Source organism: Arthrobacter sp. TJ-178 (genome assembly GCF_058269275.1).
Genome location: NZ_JBZCNK010000010.1, coordinates 1 through 3192 on the forward strand (window position 1 = coordinate 1; position 3192 = coordinate 3192).

The window sequence follows — 3192 nt, forward strand, 5'->3', positions numbered from 1 at the left end:
ATGGTACTGCATCCGGGAGGGTGTGGGAGAGTAGGTCACCGCCGGACAATATTTGAGGAAAGAGCCTGTACCAGTGTTGGTACAGGCTCTTTCTGTTTAACTGGTCCGTTGACCAGGGACGTTACGTACACGGATGACCGGTACTAACGGGTGAAGTTATCGGTAAGCACCCGCGGCAGTGATCCCGCTTCCGGCGAAGAAGGCGTTCGCCCGTTCCCAAAACCCGGCAGCGGTGTCTTTGCGTTCGTCGCTGAGAATCTCGGTATCGGCCAGGCGTAAATGGTCGTCGACCGAGATTCTTGATATCCACAGCGGGGCGGTCCAGTGGAGGACGCCCATCCGTTAGCCGATCCGTCCAAGGCGAGCTAGCTGTTCACCCGGAAATGTTCCGGGGTTCGGTGTGCGCCGGAGTTTTCTGCGGGTGGGGAGGGGCCGGCCTCCTTCAACGGACACAGGGTGGAAGACCCAGCCGACCACATGCCGGCCAGAGCGGCATTACGTGGGCCCCGTTCGACGACAGGCGTACTCTGCAAACGCATGCGTCACATTTTTATCATCGGTATCGCTGCTTAATTCCTGCATCTCCCTTTTCAGGGGATTCCCCGGCCGGTAGCCTCACTGCTCACGGAGCCCAGATTTTATCCGTTCGGGTGTCGGCTCTGCGGATGTCCACTCTGCCCAGCAAGGAAAGCGGAACCCAATGAATCTGCGTCACAGATCCGGCCGAACGTCGGTCGGCAGTCGAAAAACGAAAAGAAGTCGGGCGAGTGCCGGCCTTGGAATATTTGGTGCGCTGTGTCTTCTCCTGCAGCTGGCTTCACCGGCGCAGGCTGTGTTTTCGGGGGAGTCGCCCGGAAATGAGGTCCCTTCGGATGTAGTGGAAATTACGATGACGGGCACAGGACCCGGTACCGCGGTAACTGGCGGACTTCCTCCGGTCGGACAAGCCTTCGACCCGACTACGGGGTATCCGGCTGATGTTCCTGCCGATTATGAGACAGCAAATGAGTCCTTTGCAGGCATCATCAACACGGTGGATCTGGAAGGCAACACCCAGCAGATGTACTGCATCGATATTCGGACCTCCACCTATACGGGTCTCGGGTATGAGAATGGGTCCTGGGAAGAATCCAACGTCCCCAATATTGGTTACGTAAACCGTGTCCTCAATTCCTTCTACCCCGACGTGCCGGGAGCCCCGCCGGAACCACCAACGGATGCGATCCGTGCAGCGGCCGTACAGGCTGCGGTCTGGTTCTTCAGCGACGGCTACGTGCTCCAGGACACTGACCCCATCAGGCAGTACACCGCGGCTATCGTTGCTGACGTGCTGACTGCAGGCCCGCTCACTGAGCCCCCGGCACCGGATGTTACCGTCGATCCGCCGCTGGCCTCCGGCCCTGTCGACGGAGTTACCGGGCCCTTCACTGTCGCCTCCGCAGATGCAGCCACACTGACGGTAGAGGTGCCGGAAGGCTACACGCTGTACACGGATGCTGCCGGCACCGTCCCGCTCGTTGGCACAACGGTCCCTTCGGGTACGCAGCTGTGGGTTCGAAATGACAACCAGACCACAGATCCTGTGGTCCTGACCGCCACTGCCGTAGTCCCCGTGCAGACAGGAAATGTCTATCTCTACGCGGGGAACAACCCCAGCGTCACGGAAGCTCAGAAGCTGATCCTCGCTGCCGACTCCCAAATCGCGTCCACTGCTCAGGCGACGGCAGAGTTCTTTGAAACCGGTACCCTCACCGTGAACAAGACGTTTGCGGGCGGTGCGGTGGGCCAGCAGGGGGCCATCCTCCTGAATGTTGACTGCGGACCCGGACTCGTCTTTGAGGCCACTATCGAGGCTGGCCGTACGGAGGACCAAGCGTCCACCTTCACCGGCATTCCTCTGGGGACTACCTGTGTCGTCACAGAACCGGAGACTGGAACAACGACTGCCGTAGATGTTGTGTCTTCGGCTCCACAGGAAGCCGTCATCGAGGCAAGTTCGGCCATTACGATTACCAATACGGTCGAGTACCGGCCGGGTGCACTCAACGTCACCAAGGCGATCGACGGGAATGCCGCAGGCCTGCAGTCGGAGATCGTTCTCGATGTTGTCTGCGGGACCGTCCTGGACACTACGGTTGTCATTCCTGCCGGGAGTGCAGCCGGACCGTACGGCCAAACCTTCGCGGACATTCCTGCGGGAACGGAGTGCAAGGTAACCGAAACGAGCACGGGTGCAACGTCGGAGGTCACTGTTGACGCGGGGGACCCCGTGACAGTAGTCATCGAGCCGGGCACCACGGTGAGCGCGTCCTTGGCTAACACTGTGCAGTACGCGAACGGTTCGCTGCAGGTTACGAAAATCGTGGCAGGCAACGGGGCGGGCCAGCAGTCCGCTTCAGTCCTGAACGTGGTTTGCGGCGACGAGCTCGAGGAAGTGGTGCGGATCCCCGCTGCCACCCTGCCGGGTGAGTATGTGCAGGTCTTCGACGGCATCCCTGCCGGTACCGAGTGCACTGTCACCGAGCCCACGAACGGTGAGAACGGGAACGTCACTGTAGAGACGATTTTGCCCTACAGCGTCGTGATCGTTTCGGGTGAAACCGCGGCGGCGACGGTGACCAACACCTACGCGGTGTTGGGTAAGGACGCCCTGGCCAAAACCGGGGCAAACATCGGTACCCAGGTCTATCTGGCCGGAGCAGGAGCGCTGCTGATCGGCACACTCCTGGTCGCCGGGGCGGCACGACGCAGGAAAGCGTAGTGCAGTCGCCGACACTGTGAACTCAGCCGTCGGCGCCCGGCCAACGGACAGGCTGCCCACTCTGTGAAGGTGAGCAGGTAACGTGCCCGGTCCGTAAAGCCCTACTGTGGGCAGCTTCCCGATGGGAGCTGCCCACAGTAGCGTGCTCACCCGGAAAGCACAGAGAGGTGGGGACACAGAGGAAATCAGCAAACGAAGTAGCGCCGATAGACGCTGAAGATATGCCCGGTTGAGGTGCCTGCCAGAACGTACAGGCGACCCCGATCGCAGGGGGGGGGGCAGCCTAATTCGCCGGCCGCCTCCGGCCTTCGCCGGCCGATTTGCGCCGGCCCCCAACCCCGTGTAGAGTCTTCTAAGTCGCCGCGGCCGGGAGTTGCAAAACATCCTGAGCATGGCGGCCAAACCCCACCAAAAACATTCTGGTGATCCTG

1 protein-coding gene and 1 pseudogene are annotated in these 3192 nt (G+C 60.9%); one reads left to right on the plus strand and one right to left on the minus strand.

All coding sequences use genetic code 11. From position 1 onward, the window contains the following. Positions 1-155: 155 nt before the first annotated feature. Positions 156-294 (minus strand): annotated as a pseudogene (locus AC4D2Q_RS17330) (IS481 family transposase); the annotation flags it as partial. 595 nt (positions 295-889) lie between these two features. Between AC4D2Q_RS17330 and AC4D2Q_RS17335 the strand changes: the two are divergent. Continuing rightward, complete coding sequence (locus AC4D2Q_RS17335; protein WP_490947660.1) at positions 890-2761, plus strand: DUF5979 domain-containing protein; 1872 nt, start codon at positions 890-892, stop codon at positions 2759-2761. Positions 2762-3192 lie beyond the last annotated feature (431 nt).